The 20857-nt window shown below is 35.5% G+C and carries 21 protein-coding genes; 9 read left to right on the top strand and 12 right to left on the bottom strand.

Annotation, left to right across the window (positions count from 1 at the left end; translation table 11 throughout):
* Nucleotides 1-48: 48 nt before the first annotated feature.
* From IC221_RS18135 to IC221_RS18120, 4 genes are all read right to left on the bottom strand, one after another.
* Nucleotides 49-510: a hypothetical protein gene (locus IC221_RS18135; protein WP_188170324.1), complete on the bottom strand. Its 462-nt coding sequence runs from the start codon at nt 508-510 to the stop codon at nt 49-51.
* 265 nt (nt 511-775) lie between these two features.
* Nucleotides 776-1285 carry a hypothetical protein gene (locus IC221_RS18130; RefSeq protein WP_188170323.1) on the bottom strand — a complete coding sequence of 170 codons (510 nt, stop codon included), beginning with the start codon at nt 1283-1285 and terminating at the stop codon, nt 776-778.
* A 346-nt stretch (nt 1286-1631) separates the two neighbouring features.
* Nucleotides 1632-2816, bottom strand: coding sequence for a PLP-dependent aspartate aminotransferase family protein (locus tag IC221_RS18125; protein WP_188170322.1), 1185 nt, complete (start codon nt 2814-2816; stop codon nt 1632-1634).
* A gap of 138 nt (nt 2817-2954) precedes the next feature.
* A complete protein-coding gene (locus tag IC221_RS18120; protein ID WP_044204104.1) occupies nt 2955-3380 on the bottom strand; it encodes an OsmC family protein in 426 nt (141 codons plus the stop codon).
* Nucleotides 3381-3467: 87 nt separating this feature from the next.
* Between IC221_RS18120 and IC221_RS18115 the strand changes: the two genes are divergently transcribed.
* The 3 genes from IC221_RS18115 (at nt 3468) to IC221_RS18105 (ending at nt 5048) form a co-directional block, all read left to right on the top strand.
* Nucleotides 3468-3776: a rhodanese-like domain-containing protein gene (locus tag IC221_RS18115; RefSeq protein ID WP_044204106.1), complete on the top strand. Its 309-nt coding sequence runs from the start codon at nt 3468-3470 to the stop codon at nt 3774-3776.
* A gap of 150 nt (nt 3777-3926) precedes the next feature.
* Complete coding sequence (locus IC221_RS18110) at nt 3927-4373, top strand: GNAT family N-acetyltransferase (protein WP_188170321.1); 447 nt, start codon at nt 3927-3929, stop codon at nt 4371-4373.
* A gap of 141 nt (nt 4374-4514) precedes the next feature.
* The gene (locus tag IC221_RS18105; protein WP_188170320.1) at nt 4515-5048 is read left to right on the top strand and encodes a dihydrofolate reductase family protein; all 534 of its coding nucleotides are present in this window, start codon (nt 4515-4517) and stop codon (nt 5046-5048) included.
* Nucleotides 5049-5109: 61 nt separating this feature from the next.
* Here the strand turns inward: IC221_RS18105 and IC221_RS18100 are convergent, their stop codons facing one another.
* Complete coding sequence (locus IC221_RS18100; RefSeq protein WP_256366102.1) at nt 5110-5976, bottom strand: transketolase; 867 nt, start codon at nt 5974-5976, stop codon at nt 5110-5112.
* A 50-nt stretch (nt 5977-6026) separates the two neighbouring features.
* Nucleotides 6027-6476 carry a thioredoxin-dependent thiol peroxidase gene (gene bcp, locus IC221_RS18095; protein ID WP_188170319.1) on the bottom strand — a complete coding sequence of 150 codons (450 nt, stop codon included), beginning with the start codon at nt 6474-6476 and terminating at the stop codon, nt 6027-6029.
* A 274-nt stretch (nt 6477-6750) separates the two neighbouring features.
* On the opposite strand from bcp, the gene IC221_RS18090 reads away from it, so the two are divergent.
* The 5 genes from IC221_RS18090 to gdhA all read left to right on the top strand — a co-directional run bounded on the left by IC221_RS18090 (nt 6751) and on the right by gdhA (nt 12221).
* Nucleotides 6751-7809: a glycosyltransferase gene (locus tag IC221_RS18090; RefSeq protein ID WP_188170318.1), complete on the top strand. Its 1059-nt coding sequence runs from the start codon at nt 6751-6753 to the stop codon at nt 7807-7809.
* A gap of 93 nt (nt 7810-7902) precedes the next feature.
* The gene (locus IC221_RS18085) at nt 7903-8157 is read left to right on the top strand and encodes a hypothetical protein (RefSeq protein ID WP_188170317.1); all 255 of its coding nucleotides are present in this window, start codon (nt 7903-7905) and stop codon (nt 8155-8157) included.
* A gap of 33 nt (nt 8158-8190) precedes the next feature.
* A complete protein-coding gene (locus IC221_RS18080) occupies nt 8191-9462 on the top strand; it encodes an ABC transporter permease (RefSeq protein ID WP_188170316.1) in 1272 nt (423 codons plus the stop codon).
* A gap of 21 nt (nt 9463-9483) precedes the next feature.
* Nucleotides 9484-10716: a PP2C family protein-serine/threonine phosphatase gene (locus IC221_RS18075; protein WP_188170315.1), complete on the top strand. Its 1233-nt coding sequence runs from the start codon at nt 9484-9486 to the stop codon at nt 10714-10716.
* 161 nt (nt 10717-10877) lie between these two features.
* Nucleotides 10878-12221: an NADP-specific glutamate dehydrogenase gene (gene gdhA / locus IC221_RS18070; protein ID WP_188170314.1), complete on the top strand. Its 1344-nt coding sequence runs from the start codon at nt 10878-10880 to the stop codon at nt 12219-12221.
* A gap of 166 nt (nt 12222-12387) precedes the next feature.
* Here the strand turns inward: gdhA and IC221_RS18065 are convergent, their stop codons facing one another.
* The 5 genes from IC221_RS18065 to IC221_RS18045 form a co-directional block, all read right to left on the bottom strand.
* Nucleotides 12388-13041 carry a hypothetical protein gene (locus IC221_RS18065; protein ID WP_188170313.1) on the bottom strand — a complete coding sequence of 218 codons (654 nt, stop codon included), beginning with the start codon at nt 13039-13041 and terminating at the stop codon, nt 12388-12390.
* A gap of 146 nt (nt 13042-13187) precedes the next feature.
* Complete coding sequence (locus IC221_RS18060; RefSeq protein ID WP_188170312.1) at nt 13188-13592, bottom strand: hypothetical protein; 405 nt, start codon at nt 13590-13592, stop codon at nt 13188-13190.
* A gap of 152 nt (nt 13593-13744) precedes the next feature.
* Complete coding sequence (gene secDF / locus IC221_RS18055) at nt 13745-16705, bottom strand: protein translocase subunit SecDF (protein WP_188170311.1); 2961 nt, start codon at nt 16703-16705, stop codon at nt 13745-13747.
* A 146-nt stretch (nt 16706-16851) separates the two neighbouring features.
* Nucleotides 16852-17241, bottom strand: a complete 390-nt coding sequence (locus IC221_RS18050) for a hypothetical protein (RefSeq protein WP_188170310.1) — start codon at nt 17239-17241, stop codon at nt 16852-16854.
* Between the two features lie 113 nt (nt 17242-17354).
* Nucleotides 17355-18761: a caspase family protein gene (locus IC221_RS18045; protein ID WP_188170309.1), complete on the bottom strand. Its 1407-nt coding sequence runs from the start codon at nt 18759-18761 to the stop codon at nt 17355-17357.
* A gap of 231 nt (nt 18762-18992) precedes the next feature.
* On the opposite strand from IC221_RS18045, the gene IC221_RS18040 reads away from it, so the two are divergent.
* Nucleotides 18993-19730 carry an SGNH/GDSL hydrolase family protein gene (locus tag IC221_RS18040; RefSeq protein ID WP_188170308.1) on the top strand — a complete coding sequence of 246 codons (738 nt, stop codon included), beginning with the start codon at nt 18993-18995 and terminating at the stop codon, nt 19728-19730.
* Here the strand turns inward: IC221_RS18040 and IC221_RS18035 are convergent, their stop codons facing one another.
* Nucleotides 19731-20852, bottom strand: a complete 1122-nt coding sequence (locus tag IC221_RS18035) for a glycosyltransferase (protein ID WP_188170307.1) — start codon at nt 20850-20852, stop codon at nt 19731-19733.
* Nucleotides 20853-20857 lie beyond the last annotated feature (5 nt).

Raw genomic sequence — 20857 nt, 5'->3', positions numbered from 1 at the left:
TCATAGAATAAAGATCGACTTTAAATCAAATAATGAAAAATCAAAATTTTAAAAGAGCGAAAGCTCAGTTAAATAATATTTATCCAAGGAATTATTTCTTTCGTAAAAATTTAAAAATTGAGTTGTTATCTGTTTTACCAATAAATCAAGTTTTAATTTTAGATCAGTTCCATTTCGGTTTATCTTTACCCAATCACTACTTGTCTTGTTTACAAACTCATAATGAGTTTCTTTTATTCTTAAGTCCTTAATTTGATTTTGATTAGCAAACTTTTCTAACCATTGATGGACAATATCATATCTAACACCTAACCTAACTTGTACAGTAATAAAAACATCTCCATTAGTATCTGGGATACTTATTCTAGGATTCATAACAATAGAAAAACCATTGTATTTATTTTTTAATAAATGTCTACTTTTTAGGTATACAAAATTTTTAAACAGTTCATTTTTCAATAAGTCATTTACTAGTTGAATTTCTAAATCTCTTGTTTGTATAATAATCATTATTTCTGTTATACTTCAATTACATCCCCCCAACTGACGCAAGTGTTAAGCCAGGGAGGCACTAACACGTTGAAGAAAGGGAATACTATATTTCCAGTTCAAAAGGAAGTTTTTTAAAATTAAATCCTACTATATTATTTTCTTCCATTGCATTTTTTAGCCTTTCAGAAATGATTATTTTATCATGAAGTCCATCAAAAACAAATAAATCCAACTTCAAGTTAATTTCACTTTTCAATATCAGTTGTATTGGTACTATATCCTTTTATCCGGCTACATTTTTACTAAGTTTTTCAAAATCGTAATAGCTATCTAGATTAACAATTTCTTTATTAAAATTCCAGTTTGGAATATTCCAAGGAGGTAAGGTCTGAATTGAAATTATTGAGCTTTTAAAATCAATGTATTTACTAAAACTCTCTTGAAAATGTAGGACAAAATAATTATCAATTATGTTTCCTTTTTTTCTTTTTAAAATTACTTCATAAAAATCATGCAAAGGTAGCACGAATTGTTCTAATAAGCGTTTCACTTTATGATTGACAATAAAACTATAAGAGGTAATTAAACCACTACTAATAACATCAGTTTTTTTTGCCTTATCACCGAGTATTACTGTGTTAAAATCTGGTTTTATACTTGGAATTTTTAAATTCGGTAGTCTAGTGATTGAATTTTGACTATGATAATTATCAGTATATTCTAAACATTTTGCTTGAGGAAATATTTCTCCTATTTCATCCCCTGTTGATTCATGTATTACAAAAAAAGTCATAATTAACTATTGCGTTTTTTAATTATTATCTGTTAGCATAACTCCCACTCACTCCTATATTTGGAAGGAGTCTGTTGACTCCCTACACCACAAAATAATGGTCAATAGTTACTGATGAAAGGGTTTGTGGAATTTGTTTAGTTGATTCGGAAGTCTGGAGACTTTTCCGATTGTTAGACACAAGTGACGCCTATCGGCTTAACACTTGCGCCAGAGAGTAGTGCCTACAGCTTAATACGTCGAACAGTGAGCGGGGGCGTTTGTGCTTCAATAAATTTGCAATAAAAAACACCAACTCAGGAATAGCTCCCAAATTGGTGTTCTCATTTATTTTTAAGGCTGATGATTAGCTTTGGCTTTTTGCTAAAGCTTGTTTGATATCAGCTAAAATATCATCTACGTGTTCCAAACCAACTGAAATACGGATTAGACCTGGCGTGATACCTACGGCTAATCTTTCATCCTCCGTTAATTTAGAGTGTGTTGTTGATGCAGGGTGAGTTGCAATTGTTCTTGTATCACCTAAGTTAGATGACTTAGAAATCAACGCTAAGCTGTTCCAGAATTTCTTTCCAGCTTCCACACCACCTTTTATTTCAAAAGAAACCAAAGCACCACCTAATCTCATTTGCTTTTTCGCTAATTCATGACCTGGGTGTGACTCCAAGAAGGGGTACTTCACTAACTCCACTTCAGAAAGGCCTTCTAAAGCAGTAGCAACAGCGTGAGCACTTTCACAGTGCTTCTCCATTCTGATTGATAATGTTTCCAACGATTTCGAAAGAATCCAACCATGGAAAGGTGATAATGCAGGACCTGTATGTCTTGACATAAATTTCACTTTCTCCATCAATTCTTTTGAACCTAGAATAGCACCTGCTAACACTCTACCCTGCCCATCAATGAACTTAGTTGCGGAGTGTGTAACAATATGAGCACCTAATTTCAAAGGATTCTGTAAATAAGGAGTAGCAAAACAGTTATCTACATTCAAAATGACATCATGCTTATCAGCGATAGCCGCTAAAGCTTCAATATCAATAATATCTAAAGCCGGATTTGAAGGTGTCTCGATAAAGATCATCTTCGTATTTGGAGTGATCGCTTTATCAAATCCTTCTAAATCATGAATATCAACATATGTATGAGTGACTCCCCATTTTGGTAATAACTGCGTTAGGATTTGGTGAGTAGAACCAAATAAAGAACGAGAAGCTACAATATGATCTCCTTGACTTACAAAAGAAGCGATACTCAAAAACATGGCCGCCATACCTGAAGAAGTGGCAATACCAGCTTCAGCACCTTCCAATTGTACTAGCTTATCAATAAACTCGTCATTGTTAGGGTTAGAATATCTTGAATAAATATTACCTTCTACCTCATCTGAAAATAGAGCATTCGCATGGTCAGCATCTTCAAATGTAAAACTTGAAGTGGCATAAATGGGCACAGAGTGCTCTCTGTTTTGCGAACGGGGTGTTTGCGCTCTTACCGCAATAGTTTCAAATTTCTTCTCTTCTTGACTCATACAGTTTGTTAGTTAGATACTTGATTATCAATCAAGTTTCAATATTACTAATTAATAATGAAAATAAAGTCTTCCATTGTGATTTTTTAAGAGCAATTAAAGCTAGTTATCGCACACAATAGACTTTCTAGGACTGCTTTATTCTGCAATAATTTCAAAAGAATGTGTAATTGTAGCAGTTGATTTTACCATCTCAGCTACAGAACAATATTTCTCTACGGCTAACTCTACCGCACGCTTTGCTTTTGCTTCGTTGATTTCACCGAATAGCTTAAAATGAACATGTACCTTTTCGAAAGGAGCAGGAACAGCATCTACACGGTCACCTTCTACTGAAATTTTCACATCGTTGATTACTTGACGTTGTTTTTTCAGAATATGAATCAGGTCAAAACATGCACAGCCAGCCACACCTGTTAGAACTAATTGCATTGGACTAAAAGCACTTCCTTCGCCCATGCCATCCATTTTGCCCTTACCAGCATCAATGAATAAAGAGTTCCCTTCTTCTGAGGTAGCTTCGAATTTTACGCCTTCGTTTACTCGATTTAGTTCAATTTTCATGACTGAATGTAATTTTTATACTTGATTATTTGTTCAATACACAAAGGTTTGATAAAATTACGAGAATACAAACTAAATTAGGGAACTATGAAAAGTATTACTGTAGAAGAATTCAAAGAATTACAGGATAGCGGTGCTGACTTCCAGCTTATAGATGTACGTGAAGACTACGAGTATGACGAGGCTAACTTAGGTGGAATTTTGATTCCATTGGCTACTGTTGTTGAAGAAGTAGAACAATTCAGCAAAGACAAAAGAGTGATCGTTCATTGCCGTAGCGGTAAGAGATCTGCTAACGCTATTCAAGCTCTTGAAAGCATGTTTGGCTTCACCAACCTTGAAAACTTAGAAGGTGGTATCTTAGCTTACATCGACGAGTACGGATTAGACGACTAATCCTATTCTAAAAAATACACCTTTTTAGCCTTCTTGATTTAGACCTCCTAATTTCAAGAAGGCTTTTTATGTTTTAATTTTTTAACTGATTATCTATTCCTAAGATCTTTTACGATATTTGCCCCATTCAAAATCTTAATTTAATTATCAATGTCTGATACATTATCCATTGTCATTTTTCAAGGTGTTGACTCTGATTGGTGGCCTGCAGTAATGCAAATCCGTAAAGAGGTTTTTGTCGATGAACAAGAAATCGATATTTCTTTAGAATTTGATGAAATCGAACCCAAAGCATTTCACTTATTAGTTTTGGATGATGGTCATCCGGCAGGTGTTTGTCGCTTCTTCCAAACAGAAGAGGGTTATAAATTAGGTCGTTTTGCTGTATCAAAATCTTACAGAGGACAAGGTATTGGTAATGCTTTACTTCAAGCCAGTCTTTCTGAAATTGAAGATATTGCTGAAGAAGGTACTAGAATGTATCTTCACGCTCAAACCTATGCAACTCAATTCTATGAAGATGAAGGTTTTGTGGTTAAAGGTGATGAATTTATGGAAGATGGAATTCCACATGTTTTAATGGAACAATTCGTCTAAAACAATATATAGAGGCTGTTAATTAAACAGTCTCTTTTTTTTATGATAGATATTGGTTATTATGTGTATGAACTATGACATTAGTACCAAGACAAAATTATTTAACCCTTTTGAATAACCTAACACATAATAACTACTGAAATGAATAACAAAGTTTATATCGCCACTAGTATTGATGGTTTTATTGCTGACAAAAATGAAGGACTGGACTGGCTACAAACCGTCCCCAATCCCAATAATGATGACATGGGGTTCAGTTCTTTTATGGATTCCATTGATGCTTTAGTTATGGGTAGAAATACCTATGAAATGGTCAAGAGTTTTGGGGGTGAATGGCCTTATTCTAAACCTGTGTTTGTGCTAAGTACTTCCATTAAAGAAATTCCAGAACATCTTAATGAAAGAGTGTATATTATTAATGGCACTTTGAATGAAGTATTAGAAAAGCTTTATGCTCAAAATTACTTGAATCTATATATTGATGGTGGTTCTGTCATTCAAAGCTTTTTAAAGGAAGACTTAATTGATGATCTCATCATTTCCACAATTCCAGTGGTACTTGGAGGAGGTTTCCCATTATTTGGTGAAACAGATAAACTATTAGAGTTCGAACTTGTAAGTTCAAAAGTACTGTTAGGGCAGATTGTTCAAACACATTATTCGAGAAAAAAATAAACAAAAAAGGCTAGGTAATTCTAAAATCACCTAGCCTTTTTTATATTCAGAAAATTACTGATTAGTAATCACCTAAAGTTTCTTCTAATTGAGCTAAAGCTGCTTCAGTTTGCTCTGCATTTGGAGCAACACCGTGCCACTTGTGCGTACCTACCATATAATCGATTGGGAAGCCCATTTCAGTCTTCATTACGATCATGATTGGCTTACCGTTTCCTGAAAGCTCTTTTGCTTGCGTCAATGCAGCATCTAATTTTTCCATGTCGTTACCTTCAGCAACGATAGTCTCCCAACCAAATGCTTTGTATTTCGCTTCAATATCGATCAAGCTCAATACGTCAGATACATCACCATCAATTTGACGGTTGTTGTAATCGATGATACCTACTAAGTTGTCAATTTTGTTGTGAGCGGCATACATTGCTGCTTCCCAAATTTGACCTTCTTGTTGCTCACCATCACCCATTAAACAATACACCATTTTGTCGTCATTGTTTAACTTCTTCGTCAATGCAGTACCTGCAGCAACTGATAAACCTTGTCCTAATGAACCAGAAGCCATACGTACACCTTCTAAATGCTCATAAGGAGTTGGGTGACCTTGTAATCTTGAATCGATTTTTCTGTGAGTAGCCAATTCAGATACTGGGAAGTAACCAGCTCTAGCCAGCGTGCTATAAAAAACAGCTGAAATATGACCGTTTGAAAGATAGAAAACATCTTCACCTACAGCATCCATTTTGAACTCCTTGTTGTGTTCCATGTGCTTAAAGTAAAGTGCTACAAATAAGTCAGCACATCCTAGGGCTCCACCTGGGTGACCGTTTCCTGCACCGTTGACCATTCTAACGATGTCACGTCTTACTTGAGACGCTATTCTTTTCAATTCTGCTATCTCTGCCATCTTTCTTTGATGTAAGCTATTTATTATATGTTTATTGGGTTTTTACACCCAACTATTATTTTCCGACTGCAAACTTAACCAATTATCTGTTTAGTATGCTCTTTCGTCTTCACCTTTTTAATAATGTCCGTTAAAATTCCCTCTTCATCGATGATAAAAGTGGTTCTGACCGTCCCCATGTACTCTTTTCCGAACGTTTTTTTCAATTGCCAAGTACCATAGAGGTCGTGAACTTTGTGATCTACGTCTGCCAAAAGTGGAAATGGCAACTCATGTTTGGCGATAAATTTTTGGTGACGCTCTTCTGAATCAGTACTTACACCCAATACCACATAACCTTCAGACAATAGTTTTTCATAGTTGTCTCTTAGGTCACAAGCTTGAGCAGTACAGCCAGGAGTCATGTCTTTCGGATAAAAATAAAGTACTACTTTCTTCCCTTTAAAATCAGAAAGTTTTACTGTATTACCATTTTGATCTAAGCTCTCAAATTCTGGAGCTGCTTGTCCGATTTCTAATGACATAATTGTACTGTTTTAGTGTAATTTGTTGTGTGTTGACAAATGTAGAATTTTCAAAGGGAGTTACAAAAAATGCGATCTCCTTAAATCAAAAAAACACATTATTGAAACAAGTAACGATTGAGAATTCGTTTTGTTTATCATAAGACATTTATTTTTGTTGTAAGTTTGAATGAAAAACATATCAAACCACCATCAAGATTAAACATTAAAGTATCCATTGGAATTCTTCTTTTTCATACTGAGTATTCTCTACTTTTTTTATTTGTTAAGGTTAATGCACCTTTGGAATACTTCTATTTCTATTCCAACGAACAAGGATTTCACTACCTCTGTTACCGTTGTGATTGCTTTAAGAAATGAGGAAGAGAACATCGAAGCTTTATTTGAATCATTACAAAAGCAATCTTACCCTCACTTCCAATGTATTTTTATCAATGATCATTCTGAAGATAACACACTAAATCTTTTAGAGCAGAAAGTAAAATTATCATCTCATCAGTTTCAAGTTATTTCTTTGGAAAAAGATGAAGAAGGTAAGAAAATAGCCATTCGGAAAGGGGTTGAATTGGCTCAAAGTGAATTAATCATCACTACAGATGCGGACTGTATTCATGATCCTGACTGGATTAATACCATCATTGCACATTATCACTATTTTCAAAAACCGGCTCTTCTTTCAGGGCCAGTTCAATTCTCACCGAGCTCTTCTTTTTCACAAAAACTGATGGCCGTTGAGTTTGGAAGCCTTATACTTACAGGAGCTACATCGATTATAAACAAACAGCCGAATATGTGTAATGCTGCAAACCTTACATTTCAGAGAGAAGCATTCCTCACACAAAACGATTACGAAAAACACATTCATATCCCCACTGGAGATGATGAATTTTTGATGCATCAAATCGCAAAAGAAGATCCTACCAAAATAAAGTTTATTAAAGCCCCCAAAGCGATTGTAAAAACGCCACCACCTGCTACATTGAATCTGTTTATACAACAAAGAGTAAGATGGGCCAGTAAATGGAGACATTATGAAAATAAATCCCCTCAGTTCAGTGCTGTTTTTATTTTCTTATTACATTTTAGTTTTTTAGCTTCACTATGCTCTGTTATTTTCTTTTCAGGAAATTGGTTAATATTGCTCCTGGGTTTAGGAATTAGGGTACTCATTGAATACTTTTTCAATAGGATCATTCTAAGATGGCAAACTGATAATCAGCTACTAAAATGGATTCCGTTTGTCTCACTTCTTTATCCATTTTATGCATTTAGCATTGGCTTGTTAGCTACTTTTTCTAAGTATTCATGGAAGAATAGAAAATATAATGTTTAGAATAACAATTAAAATACTGTTTTAATGAAAAATCTTTTCTAAACCTGCGCTTAATCTTCCAAATTTATTATTTTTGAAATAAGATTTTTTTTTATGACTGATATTGAATACAACATTCTTGATGAACTCTATTTTGTTGTGAGTTTCAAAGATTTACTTTCAGAAACATCACTTCAAGAAAATACTTTAAAAGATGAATTAAAGGGTTTGATTGAAAAAGGTTGGGTACGTTCTTTTTCCTCTCCTTCAGAAGAAATTGAAATTGAACTTTCAGATTATGAGAATTTATACTCATCATTGTATTATCTTGCCTCCAAGAAAGGCTTGTTAGCTCATAATTCTCAATAAAGACACTAACTTTTATTCTTTTTAATAGCATAGATGACACCGTACGAAGTACATAAACCACCATCACACTTTGTCAAAAAGAGATTAAGGAGGAATACTCCTGCCATGATTTCTATTGTCTATATTTTTGTATTGGCATGTATGGCCATTGCGGGTTATTTGATCATGCCTGATGGTACACACTTTGCCAATGATGGACTCTTGGAAACTGCCAAAAAACCGCCAATGTTTACGGTAGATGTGCTAAAAAAGAAGAAGGATATAGTAGTGCATACACCATCCGTCATTGATATTTTATTAAACGGAGAGGAAAATAAATTCTTTGAGATTCCAATTATAGGCACACCTAAAATACTTGGAGACTCCGTCTTCTTTGTTGTATATCCAGGTTTAGAAAAAAAGTCACTGCACACTACCAAACGACTCGAAATGGGACTTCCTTTGGTAGAAGTCGTAAAATCAATTTATTCTTCTCCTTCAGAAATTCTTGGCAAGAACCTACCTCATAATTATATCACTAGAGGGGATTCAACCATTTATTTAAATGAAAGGCAAAACGTTCAGAAAGCTTACCGAAGCGACTTGATCAAGGAGTTTGAAAGTAAACACATAGAAAAGAAAACTTTTATACTAGGTACTGATAAAATAGGCAGAGATGTACTCAGTCGATTAATTTTTGGTACTAGAGTATCGTTAACAATCGGTTTTATTTCTTTGATTATATCACTGACTATTGGTATTCTGATAGGTTCAATGAGTGGATATTTTGGTGGTTACACTGATAAAATTGCATTGTGGCTAATGACTATTACATGGTCTATCCCTGCCATTATGCTAGTGGTAGCGGTTCGTTTAGCCTTACAAAGTGAAGGGGTATGGGTTACTTTTGTCGCTGTAGGATTAACGATGTGGGTAGAAGTGGCCCGTGTGATCAGAGGTCAGATTTTATCGATCAAACAAAAAGATTATGTAGAAGCAGCGAGGGCTTTAGGTTATTCTAATACAAGAATCATTTGGCATCACATTTTACCAAATGTTTTAAGCCCGCTTGCTGTAATATGTGCCTCCAATTTTGCATCCGCAATTCTAATTGAGGCAGGTTTAAGTTTCCTTGGTTTGGGTGGTCCTCCATCTATGCCATCATGGGGAACAATGATTAAAGAAGGTTTAACAGAATTAACACCTAGTGGACATTGGCATCTTATCATTTTCCCTTGTCTTGCTATTAGCCTTACAGTTTTGGCCTTTAATTTAATCGGGAATGGGCTTCGTGATGCCTTTGACCCACATTCTAATTCAAAATAAAAATATTGTATTCATATACCTATGGCGAATCCTATTGATAAACGATTAATGCTGAAAGAAATGCAGTTAGAATCTCTTTTTGAGACGATAAGTGCTATCAATGCTAATAAATCGGAAGAAGATCTTTATACTATCTATAAACTAACACTTTCCTCTAACCCGAGTGTTTCAAATCTTCTTTTATTTGTTTTTGATGAGGATTTGCAAGAACATGTGCGTTATGTTAATTATGGCAATCATGACCATGACTTAACAGAACGTTTTCCAAAAACGTTTGAAGAATATACAAAAACATCAAAGCTTCAAACCAAACCAGAAGGATTCCAGAATTTTGATACGATCATTCCAATCAAGCATAAAAATGATGTGTTAGCCTATGCATTGGTTGGGGTAGCATCAGAAAAACATATTGATTTTCATGACTCAGGCTTTACGGAAGCCTTGAGTAATATTATTCTCGTAGCCATTGAAAATAAAAAGCTTGCTAGAAAAGAGGAAAAGCAAAAAGAAACGAAGAAGCAGTTAAAAATCGCTTCACAAGTTCAAACTATGCTCTTCCCAAGAAACCTACCTTACGGTGATGATGTGCCGGTTTCGATTCATGCAAGTTATATGCCCCACCACTCCATTGGTGGAGATTACTATGACTTTATCCAAATGACGGATACAAAGTTTTTGATCTCTATTGCTGATGTTTCAGGAAAAGGAGTTCCGGCTGCTATATTAATGTCCAATTTCCAAGGTACTATTCGTGCTTTAGCCAGAAGAAATATGGATATTGAGAGTATTGTTCATGAAGCCAACACTCAAATTTTAGAAAGTGCACAAGGTGAAAATTTCATCACAGCTTTCTTTATGGTGTACGATACCGATACACAATGCATTCATTACATCAATGCGGGGCATAACCCTCCTTTCCTCTATAATGAAAACAAATTCTCTCGTTTAGAAGAAGGTACAACAATTTTGGGGTCTTTTACAAAATTACCTTTCATTGAAGTTGGAGAAATTAATAACTTGCGAAAGTTCTTCATTTTCGGATTCACTGACGGTTTTACTGAAACCTATAATGACGAAGACGAAGAACTAGGAGATGACAAATTATTAGAGTTCTTGGATGCAAATATTCAATACGACCAGAAAAAAATGCATAAGAATCTTATTGCACTCCTAAACACTTTCAAAGGTCACCAGGCTTATGCTGATGATATCACTTTATTATCATGTAAAGTCGACCTTGACAAGAGTCTGTAAAGGACAAAACTTTGAAATGAATAACCTGAATTTGTAAGTCCATTAATCAAAATAACCAGCTTACTTGTGAGAGGTATTTCTCCACTAAAGTGATGTCTTGCACACGCTCTAGCAATAAACACATATTATATTACTTATATTAATTACTAACCTATAATTAAATGCAAAAGCTCGAATTAAATAGCTTCATGCAGGGTTTAATCAGAAGAAATCCTGGACAACCAGAATTCCACCAGGCCGTGGAGGAAGTGGCAGAGAAATTAATTCCATTCATCAACGAAAACCCCAAATACTTAGACGCCTCTATTTTGGAGCGTATGACAGAGCCAGACAGAGTGATCAGCTTCCGTGTAACGTGGATGGACGATGATGGCAACATTCGTGTAAACAGAGGTCACCGTGTACAATTTAACGGTGCTATTGGTCCATATAAGGGTGGTCTTCGTTTTGACAAATCTGTATCATTAGGTACATTAAAATTCTTAGGTTTTGAGCAAGTATTAAAGAACTCTTTAACGACTCTACCTATGGGTGGTGCAAAAGGTGGTTCTGACTTCAACCCTAAAGGAAAATCAGAAGCAGAAATTATGAGATTCTGTCAAGCTTTTATGACAGAACTTTACAGATATATTGGTAAGGATACAGACGTTCCTGCCGGCGATATTGGTGTTGGCGGTAGAGAAGTAAGCTTTATGTTCGGTCAATACCGTCGTATTGCTAACGAATACACAGGTGTTCTTACAGGTAAAAACTTAGCATTTGGTGGTTCAAATGCAAGAACTGAAGCAACAGGTTATGGTTCAGTTTATTTCGCGAAAGAAATGCTTGCCGTTAGAAATGATGATTTCAATGGTAAAAAAGCGGTAGTATCTGGGTCGGGTAACGTGGCTCAATACACTGTTGAAAAATTAATTCAATTAGGTGCGACTGTTCTTACAGTTTCAGACCGTGGCGGTTTCTTACATGATCCTGATGGAATTGATGCGGAGAAATTAGCTCATATCCAACAGTTGAAAAATGTAGATCGTGTTTCTTTAGGTGAATACACTAAGAAATATCCTGGTGCTACATACACTGAAGGTGAAAGACCTTGGGGTGTAAAAACTGACTTAGCTTTCCCTTCTGCTACTCAAAACGAGTTAGACGAAAAAGACGCTGAAACTTTAATGGCCAACGGTTGTATCCTAGTTTGTGAAGGTGCCAATATGCCATCAACAAACAAGGCTGTGAAAGTATTTGAAAAACACCAAATCATGTACGGCCCTGGTAAAGCAGCCAACGCAGGTGGTGTGGCAATCTCAGGTCTTGAAATGACACAAAACTCAATGCGTTTACAGTGGAGCTTCGAAGAAGTAGATGAGAAGCTTCAAGGTATTATGAAGAAAATCCATGCTAAATGTATGAAATATGGTCAAGAAGACGGATGGGTTGACTATGTGAAAGGAGCAAATATCGGTGGCTTCGTGAAAGTTGCTGATGCTTTATTAGCATACGGTGTGATCTAATTTAGTCCTAGATTAAAATATATAGACGGAGTTGTTAGTTATAACAGCTCCGTTTTTATTTGTGGAATAAAATAGTCCCCTTCTTTCTTTAGGCACTTGAAAAGTGTAAATAAAAAAGTGCAAGCTTTCACCTGCACTCTAATAATATTCTTAAATAATTCAGTTCCTAAAAACCAAATCCACTTGTACTCATTGTTGTATATCCGGCTGTTGATAAATTGTATTTTTTGCTTACAATTCGAGTTGCTTGAACGTCCATTCTTTGATTTTTTGCTTCGTCAATAAAGCTAAATCCAAGTAGCATTTCACCTTTTGAAAGTTTTATTCCCACTTCCTTAGTCACTACTTTAGTCAATTCTTCTAATCCTTTTGCAGGTACAGATAACTTACCGATGTAGATCAATACTTTTTGCCCGTCTTTTTCTCCTTCATAAACACGACATTTCTCGCCTAAGATCTCTTTAGAAATACTTTTGTTTTCTTTAGCTTTAACAGAGTTGATACCGTAAACATCTACTTTTGATGGATCTACAGGAGATTCGATAGCAATCTTTTGACCAAACTGACGCATTAAGATCAAGTATTTATTATTGGTAAAATCACATAACATATACTGAGTTCCAGCATCTTCTTCTGTTACTACTCTAGCGCCTAAGGTAGATTGATCGCCAATCATTAATGTCACTTTAGGATACTCTATTACATTACCATTCATTGCTTGAGTAAATACCAATTGATTTTCAAATGGATATGATTGTGCAAAAGCTGAAAGTGATAATGAGCTTAATAATGCTATAAATGCGATTTTTATTAGTTTCATTCCTGTAAAATTTGTGTTATTTAATTCTAGTCAATAAGACTCAAAACTTATTTATAGATTACTCAAAAATAATCAATTCCGTTACAAAATTACCTTATTATTGATTCGCAGGTAATTAAAGGAAGTTAAATAAAGAAAAATGGGAGCTACTTTGAAGGTCTTGAAGGCATTAAATGGAACACTGCCTTACTCCCATAGGCAGTATCAATTAATAAGTCTCCCTCTAAGATTAACCTAATATCAGGTCGTTGAGGATTTAAATGATCCATTTTAATTCCAGCCGAATTTTCACCATGTCCCTCTTCAAGCATTACTTTAATTTGACCTTTAGAAGTGGTGTAAGTTCCTTCATACTCATAATAACTACCATCAGAATAATCTAAAACATATTGTACTGTACCGTTGGGCTGAAATGAGAATGCTGCTGTACCATAGGCTCTCTTATTGATATAAATTTCTTCATCATCTCCCTCTGAAGCTACTCCCAAAAAAGAAACAAAGGTGAAAATGGTTGTCATTAGCAGTTTTGAAATATCCTTTAGACTATTCATAGTTATTTGTGTTGGTATGTTGAATTTTTACAAACGTTCAACAACAGCCTATTGACAATCCTCAGAAACACTCATTTAAACAATACAACCTATTTTAACGAAAAAAGCCTCCCGATTGCTCAGGAGGCTTCAAAAATTTATCTTTCAAAGAACTAAGCTTTAATCGCTTCAGGATCTTTTTTGATTTCTTTTTTAGAAGTATCAAATACTACTGGAGCAGCAATAAATACTGAAGAGTATGTACCAACCATGATACCAATAAATAATGAGAATGAGAATCCTCTTAATGCTTCACCACCGAAGATCAATAATACTAAGATTACTAATAATGTTGTGAATGAAGTAATGATCGTACGGTTTAATGTACCGTTGATCGCAGAGTTCATCACATCGATAGTTTTAGAACCTGATGCCGCGTTTGAAGTTTCTTCACGAACACGGTCAAATACTACCACGGTATCGTTAATTGAGTAACCAATTACTGTTAAGATCGCTGCAATAAATACTTGATCTAATTCGAAACCAGCACCTAATAAGTTAGCGATACCAAATGCACCAAATACAACTAATGTATCGTGGAATAAGGCAACAACTGCACCTGCACCGAAGTTCCACTTACCGAAACGTAATAAGATGTATAAGAAGATACCTGCTAACGAGAACAATACTGCCTCGTTTGCACCATCTGTAATATCGTCTGCGATAGTAGCACCTACTTTTGAAGTTGAAGGAATCACGAATGTACCTGCATCAACTTTTTGCTTATCAGAGTATTTTAAGCCAGTGAAAGACTCAATACCTTTGATGATAGCCGCTTGTACTTTGTCATCAGCAGCAGTAGACTCATCATCTACTAAGTAAGCTGTAGTGATTTTTAAAGTATTGTCGTTTCCGTAAGTTTTTACTTCAACAGACTTACCTTCTACTTCTTTTACTAATGAACCTTGTAATTTTGAAGGAACTACTGCTTCCTCGAAGTTTACGATATATGTACGACCACCTGTGAAGTCTACACCTAAGTTAAGACCGTTTACAGCAAGTGAACCAATACCTAAAGAAATAACGATTGCTGAGAAAATGTAAGCCATTTTACGCTTACCCATGAAATCGTAGTTTGATTGTCCAGCTAATTTAGATGATAAAGCTGTCTCGAAGTTCAAGTTCACGTTTTCACCGTGCTTCTTAGTGAAGTAAGAAACGATCAAACGAGAAATGAATACTGCTGAGAAGAATGAACAAACGATACCGATCATTAATGTTACTGCGAAACCTTTGATTGGCCCCATACCGAATGTGTAAAGGAAAGCACCAGTTAACAACGTTGTTAAGTTGGCATCAAAGATTGTCCAGAATGCACGGTCGAAACCATTGTTGATTGCTTCTAAAATACCTCTACCTGCTCTTTGCTCTTCACGAATACGTTCGAAGATTAGTACGTTGGCGTCAATCGACATACCGATTGTCAATACGATACCTGCAATACCTGGTAAAGTTAATGCTGCACCAAGCTCTGCTAAGATACCGAAGATAAAGAAGATGTTTGCACCCAATGCAACGTTGGCAATCACACCACCCTTCGCATAGTAAGCAATCATAAATACGATTACTAAACCTAAACCGATAAGGATTGAAGTCATACCTTCTGATTGTGCAACTTTACCTAATGAAGGACCAACAACCACTTCCTCGATGATACGAGTAGGAGCTGGTAATTTACCTGCTTTTAATACGTTTGCTAAATCTTTTGCTTCGTTGATGTCAAAAGAACCAGTGATTTCAGAACGACCACCGTCGATTTCTGAGTTTACAGTTGGAGCAGTATATACTTCGTTATCTAAAGAGATAGCGATACGACGACCTAAGTTTTGGCCCGTCATTTTCTTCCATTTCTTAGCACCTTCTACGTTCATTGACATAGAAACTGCAGGTTGAGCTCTTTGGTCGAAAGATTGGATAGCGTCAGTGATTACGTCACCTGAGATTTTAGCCTCACGATCTTTCTTTACTACGAATAACTCGAAGTAGCTAATACCTTCTTGAGTTGCCACTGCTTTGTGACCCCATAAGAATTTCATGTCTGAAGGAACTACTGAAGTTACGTTTTCGTCACGTAACATTTTGTTTACTGCTGAAGTATCGTTTTCAGAATAAACTAAACCACCTTGCATTTTAGATAAAAGTGGAGAAATTACTGTTTCGTCAATTTGAGCTGAGTCAGCAGCAACATCTGTAGAATCACCTTCGAATAAAGAGTTGTTGTCAGAAGCAACAGCTTTTTCTTCTTTTTGAGCAGGAACGTCACCTGCTAATTTCTTACGAGCTTCTTCTTGTTTCACCCACTCTTGGTTCATTTGGAAAATGAATGGTTGAGCTTCTTGGTTAGTCCAAACTTCTAAGAACTCTAATTTTGCAACACCTTGCAATAAGTTACGTACACGCTCAGGGTTATCTACACCTGGTAATTCGATTGAAATACGGTTAGTACCTTGTAAACGTTGGATGTTTGGTTGAGTAACACCAAACTTGTCAATACGAGTACGGATAATTTCGAATGCTCTATCTACAGCACCGTCTACTTCGCTTTCTACTAAATCAACTACTTGCTTGTTTGGAGAGTTGAAAGAAATACGACCACGGTTTGCTGAAGAAGCAAAGTAAGTAGCGAAAGGAACGTTTGGAGCAGACTCTTCTAACGCATCAAAGAAGTTAGTAGTGAATGACTCTCTGTTTTCTTTTTGAGCTTTTGCAGCTTCTGCTAATGCTGTTTCAAATGCAGCATCAACGTTAGCACCTGCCATTGCTTTGATTACCTCTACTGGAGATACTTCAAGCGTTACGTGCATACCACCTTGTAAGTCAAGACCCAAAGCTAATTCTTTGTTCTTTACTTCTTCGTAAGTATACTGAGTGAAACCTAAATCGTATACTGGAGTTTTCCAAAGTGAATCGATATAAGCTTGTTTTTTGAAATAGTCAACGTGACCATCTTGATCCATTGCATACTCATCGGCGTCGCTTTGGATAGCGCGAGACACGAAAGAGAATGACAAGTCAAATAAACTGAATGCAGTCACAATGACAGCAATAAACAGGATAAAACCTCTGTTTCTCATAGTTGTAATTATAAAATACTATATGATAGCGGAAATGATTAATTTAATCTATATGTACACACGACTTTGATATATTGTGTATAAGGCTATACACGCCATAAAAGCGTTAAAACGGTGTCAATACGTAAAGGGGGAATTAGAGATAATTAGGGTGCATTGGGTGCTGCATAGTAAGAATATATGCAGGTAGCGGTTGTTGATAAGATCGTCTCAACAACTTCTTTAGTAGGTTTGATTTTAGCGACAGGTTTTAAAGTCAACCTGAAGTTTACCAATTGATGAAGTGTTTTTACAAATACATTGCACCAATTAACTGTTTCAGTACTCTGCGGGATTGCAGTAGACTGATCTTTTAAGACATTGTAAGTAGGCTTTTGCTGTCCTTCTTCTTGATCAACGTCTTTTTCTACACTAACACTCACATCATTTCTTTCCGACGTAACAGCATACACTGCCTCAGCACCAAGTGCTACAAGCATTAGTATCGCCATTAAGAATGGGAACAGTTTAAATGATATGGTTGTGTTTTTTTGCATAGATATTTGTTATCAATGGCAAAAATAGAAATCATTTGGAAAAAATCACAGTTTAGACCTCGTTTTTTTGAGTTTAAAAGGGGAGTACTATCTAAGAATAGTGAAACTTACCCTTATTTTTTTATAATAAAGTCAAGTTGTCCGTGAATTTCAGGTGTTTGCGTCCTCTCGTGCAAGATCCTCGCTTGATAAGAAATTTTTTCATTCAGGTATTGAGAAAGCTCTTCCAAGGTGATATTTTTATCTTTATTTACATCAGCAGCTCCTTTTACCCCCTTCAAATAATAATAAGTTAACAGTCCATGGTATTGCTCATTATAACGTGAGGCCACTTGTTCAGAGGAAGCCGCTGTAAGAATTACAGCTTTTTCGTCATTGAGAACTTTATTCTCTGTCTTGATAAAAACAGGAGATATATTTTTCAATAACATACCGTCATCAGTTGCACCACTAAAAGACACATCCAACACCACTTGAAGAGATTTGTAAGGTACTAAACCAATATTTTCATAAAATGTACTTGCTGAATACCCATTAAAATGAATAAGAGAAGGATCTGTATCAACAGGTACAAAATAACCTTTTTGAGATTCGGGATCCGGAGCACCATGACCCGAATAATAGATAAAGACATCTGATTTTTCTGGTTTCACATAATTGAATAACTTCCCTTTAGGATTATTTTTCACACCAAAAACAGCATTAAAATCTGCCTGAGTCGCATTTTCAATATAAATAATATTACCTTCTCTAAAACCAAACATTGTAATCAAGTACTCCTTCATGATTTGAGCATCATGTAAAGCATATTTCACTTCAGGTACTCCCTCTTTTTTATAATTTTGATTTCCAATAATAACAGCAATCGCATCCTCATTTACTTTTGAAGCTCTCGGGATATTAACATCTACATCGCTTTCCATGATCTCCTCATCTTCCACTTCTTCGGCAACCACCTCTTCTTGTTTTACTACTTCCTCTTTCTTTTCTCCTGCTACAATAGGAATTGCAAAAGGTTCAGGTTCTTCGATGTAATTCTTTGCTCTATAGTTTGCTATTGCAGTATGCATCAATCGATCAAAAATACTATTTAATGCCTCTTTCACTTGTCCCTTAAAGTCATTGGTAAACTTTTCTTGGGATTTGGCTTTTTGTCTTACTAATAACTTTTCGTTGGAAGCGTCATAAATCTCCACCTCCATCTCTACAAAGCTACCTTTATAACCGTTTTTCTTATCAACCTTCGCTACAGCATATAAATTTAACCCATCATGAGAAAGCAGCTGTTCTTGTACCCAATCATTTCCTTTAAAACAACCTCCTGTATTCCCTAGTCCTTGAACAATTTTTCTAGAATTAATCACGAAGTATTTTTTCTGACGATAGGTTTCTTCCATTCCCTCAATCATCAACTTATTATTATATTCCTTGAAAGCGTTACAAAGTGTGCCACCTTGTTTTGTTTGTGGTAGAATCACAATTTTCTTTGTCTGAGAAAATACTTGAACTTGAAGTAACATTAGACATATAAGAAATGAATAATTTTTCATTAGATGAGGTTATTAGAGATGTTTTTGATGAAAAAAATTACTTTGATTTAAAATAGAAATTGAATACCCAATCCTATTATACAAACATAAGACATATTTATAGCGTAATATGACAAACAAAAGTTAAAGCTAAGTGTTCATTGAATAATAATAGAAAGTTTTCCTTCCAGTATTTTTGTATTGATTCTTGAATTAAACACTATGAAAAATACATTTCTGCTCTTACTCAGCTTTATTCTGTTCTCTTGTCAAGAGGATGATAATACTATTTTTGTACCACAAACACCACCTGTTGTTACTGTTGATTCTTCTTCACTACAAGTGCCTCAAAAAGTGCTACATATGCTCGCATTAGGAGATTCTTATACGATTGGTGCAAGTGTACCTGAAGAAGACCGCTGGAATGCTCAACTGAAAAAGGAATTAGAAAATCGCGGTTATCAATTGAATGCTATAAAATATGTGGCTCAAACAGGATGGACAACTAGTAATCTTATCAATGCCTACCAAAATGCTTCGTTGCGATCGCAATATGATATAGTGACGTTATTGATTGGTGTCAACAACCAATTCCAAGGGGTAGATATTAATGTTTTTAGGGAAGAATATAAATCATTATTAGAAGCGGCTATTGTACGAGCTAGGAATGAGCCTAAAAATGTAATTGTCTTAAGTATTCCTGATTATGGATATAACTACAGTCCTCCTCCTGCATCTATTTCTCAACAAATAAATGAATACAATCGCATCAAAGAAGAAATCACCAAAGATAAGGGTGTTGTTTTCCACAATATCACTTCTTTTTCTAGACTGGTTCCTTCAAGGCCTGAACTAGCGGCTCCTGATGGTCTTCATCCTTCGGGTGAACAATATAAATTGTGGGTCAATGAAATCATAGACGATGTCTATCAACAGTTTTTGGTTCCGAAGGAAGAATAGTTAAGGTAATTTCTCAATAAATTGAATAAGGTTTTCTCCAAACTTGTCCCAAGACATTTCCACTTTTAAGTCTTGAATATGTCCTTGGTAAACCGCAGCGTCATTTTCAAAAAAACGCTCTATCCCATCAAAAAGTAGATTTACATCGGCTTCTGCTACAATTTCGCCTGTTTCACCAGGTTTGATCAACTCTTTTAGTCCTCCAACATCAGTGGCTATCAACGGAACTTCAAAATGAAGTGATACCGCCGTCACCCCACTTTGAGTAGCAGAACGGTAAGGAAGAACACATACATCTGAAGCGGAAAAATAGGTAGCTACTTCTTGATCGGAGATGTATTGATTAAAACAATGAATCCTTTCCTTGTTCTTATTTTCCTGAATTAATTTATCATAGCTCTCAAAACTTCCATATACTTCTCCGGCAATAACCAATTGATAGGAATCATCCATCAACCCAAAAGCTTCAATCAATAGATCCAACCCTTTGTAGTCTCTGATAAAACCAAAAAACAAGATTGTTTTTAATTCTTCATTGATCTTCAAAGTCCTTCTCGCTTCGTCCTTTTCTTCAATCTCACCAAAATGATCATACAATGGATGCGGACGTAATGCGGAAGGTTTCATTGGTTCATATTTTCTTAAATCACTTTCCACTGCTTCGCTCATGGTCACAAAAGCATCATGAGGTTTTAGAAAATACTTTGTAAAAGGTTTGTCAAAAAATCTTCCCTCATGAGGAATAACATTATGAAGGATGCCCACTACCTTACAATCTTTACCAACAAAATGTGCTACGGTTCCACAAGATGGCCCAAAGAATGACATCCAAAATTGTGTCACCAACACATCCGGCTGATAAGCTCGGATTTCTTTTGCGGTTTTTAAATAAGTGAGAGGATTAATTGAATCCAATAATTCTTCGGAAGGAATATGATCAGAATTATCCTTTTCATCCACATATTGCGACTTTCCTGGAAATAAAAAATCAGGATACTGTCTACTAAACGTGAATGCCTTTACTTCGTGTCCCTGCTGTTCTAACGCTTTATATAATGCTCCTCCAAATTGAGCTATTCCTCCTCTGTAGGGATAAAAAGTGGATAAAAATGCTATCCTCATATAGT

The sequence above is a fragment of the Flammeovirga sp. EKP202 genome, from assembly GCF_014534745.1.
GTDB lineage: Bacteria > Bacteroidota > Bacteroidia > Cytophagales > Flammeovirgaceae > Flammeovirga.
This window is presented reverse-complemented; position numbering and strand designations above follow the sequence as displayed.

Excerpts from the sequence above, each read along its gene's own strand:
- IC221_RS18135 (WP_188170324.1), bottom strand. The coding sequence starts at position 510 with ATGATTATTATACAAACAAGAGATTTAGAAATTCAACTAGTAAATGAC.
- IC221_RS18130 (WP_188170323.1), bottom strand. The coding sequence starts at position 1,285 with ATGACTTTTTTTGTAATACATGAATCAACAGGGGATGAAATAGGAGAA.
- IC221_RS18125 (WP_188170322.1), bottom strand. The coding sequence starts at position 2,816 with ATGAGTCAAGAAGAGAAGAAATTTGAAACTATTGCGGTAAGAGCGCAA.
- IC221_RS18120 (WP_044204104.1), bottom strand. The coding sequence starts at position 3,380 with ATGAAAATTGAACTAAATCGAGTAAACGAAGGCGTAAAATTCGAAGCT.
- IC221_RS18115 (WP_044204106.1), top strand. The coding sequence starts at position 3,468 with ATGAAAAGTATTACTGTAGAAGAATTCAAAGAATTACAGGATAGCGGT.
- IC221_RS18110 (WP_188170321.1), top strand. The coding sequence starts at position 3,927 with ATGTCTGATACATTATCCATTGTCATTTTTCAAGGTGTTGACTCTGAT.
- IC221_RS18105 (WP_188170320.1), top strand. The coding sequence starts at position 4,515 with ATGAATAACAAAGTTTATATCGCCACTAGTATTGATGGTTTTATTGCT.
- bcp (WP_188170319.1), bottom strand. The coding sequence starts at position 6,476 with ATGTCATTAGAAATCGGACAAGCAGCTCCAGAATTTGAGAGCTTAGAT.
- IC221_RS18090 (WP_188170318.1), top strand. The coding sequence starts at position 6,751 with ATGCACCTTTGGAATACTTCTATTTCTATTCCAACGAACAAGGATTTC.
- IC221_RS18085 (WP_188170317.1), top strand. The coding sequence starts at position 7,903 with ATGACTGATATTGAATACAACATTCTTGATGAACTCTATTTTGTTGTG.
- IC221_RS18080 (WP_188170316.1), top strand. The coding sequence starts at position 8,191 with ATGACACCGTACGAAGTACATAAACCACCATCACACTTTGTCAAAAAG.
- IC221_RS18075 (WP_188170315.1), top strand. The coding sequence starts at position 9,484 with ATGGCGAATCCTATTGATAAACGATTAATGCTGAAAGAAATGCAGTTA.
- gdhA (WP_188170314.1), top strand. The coding sequence starts at position 10,878 with ATGCAAAAGCTCGAATTAAATAGCTTCATGCAGGGTTTAATCAGAAGA.
- IC221_RS18065 (WP_188170313.1), bottom strand. The coding sequence starts at position 13,041 with ATGAAACTAATAAAAATCGCATTTATAGCATTATTAAGCTCATTATCA.
- IC221_RS18060 (WP_188170312.1), bottom strand. The coding sequence starts at position 13,592 with ATGAATAGTCTAAAGGATATTTCAAAACTGCTAATGACAACCATTTTC.
- secDF (WP_188170311.1), bottom strand. The coding sequence starts at position 16,705 with ATGAGAAACAGAGGTTTTATCCTGTTTATTGCTGTCATTGTGACTGCA.
- IC221_RS18050 (WP_188170310.1), bottom strand. The coding sequence starts at position 17,241 with ATGCAAAAAAACACAACCATATCATTTAAACTGTTCCCATTCTTAATG.
- IC221_RS18045 (WP_188170309.1), bottom strand. The coding sequence starts at position 18,761 with ATGTTACTTCAAGTTCAAGTATTTTCTCAGACAAAGAAAATTGTGATT.
- IC221_RS18040 (WP_188170308.1), top strand. The coding sequence starts at position 18,993 with ATGAAAAATACATTTCTGCTCTTACTCAGCTTTATTCTGTTCTCTTGT.
- IC221_RS18035 (WP_188170307.1), bottom strand. The coding sequence starts at position 20,852 with ATGAGGATAGCATTTTTATCCACTTTTTATCCCTACAGAGGAGGAATA.